The sequence below is a fragment of the Pseudomonas jilinensis genome, from assembly GCF_003586265.1.
GTDB lineage: Bacteria > Pseudomonadota > Gammaproteobacteria > Pseudomonadales > Pseudomonadaceae > Halopseudomonas > Halopseudomonas phragmitis.
Window position 1 is genome coordinate 1 of the sequence record NZ_QJSA01000053.1, and the last position, 488, is coordinate 488.

General features: G+C 54.5%; 1 protein-coding gene. It reads right to left on the bottom strand.

Annotated elements, in window-relative coordinates; genetic code table 11:
* Positions 1 to 115: 115 nt before the first annotated feature.
* The gene (locus tag C2846_RS18515) at positions 116 to 424 is read right to left on the bottom strand and encodes a transposase (RefSeq protein ID WP_205890281.1); all 309 of its coding nucleotides are present in this window, start codon (positions 422 to 424) and stop codon (positions 116 to 118) included.
* Positions 425 to 488 lie beyond the last annotated feature (64 nt).

The following is a 488-nucleotide window of genomic DNA, read 5'->3' on the forward strand; positions in this document are numbered from 1 at the left end:
CTGAGACTGGCCGGACGCTGTTTCCAGCGATAATAACCACTGGCTGAAACCTCCATCACGCGGCACATCAGGCGGACGGTATACTGCTGACAGAATTCACTGATCAGCGCGTACTTCACTCTTGGGACTTCGCGAAGTACGCAGACACCTTTTTTAGAAATTCATTCTCCTTCTTCAGGGTCTCGTTCTCACGCCGCAGCTTGCGGATGGCCTCACTCTCGGCCTTGGAATAATCCACGCCATCAACGCTGTTGAATTGCTTCTCCGAGAGGCGGGTAAACTGACGACGCCAGTTGTAGATCTGGCCCGGATGAACGCCCAGTTCACGGGCAACGGATGCTGCCGTATTACCAGGTTGATCGGCTCTTCGGACGGCTTCCCGACGAAATTCCTCGGTGTATGCCTGGGTCTTCTTACGGCTCATGGAGCACCTCCGTGCTAGGGCTATCCTAACTATAGAAGGTGTCTACTCTCCGTGGGTAACTCGG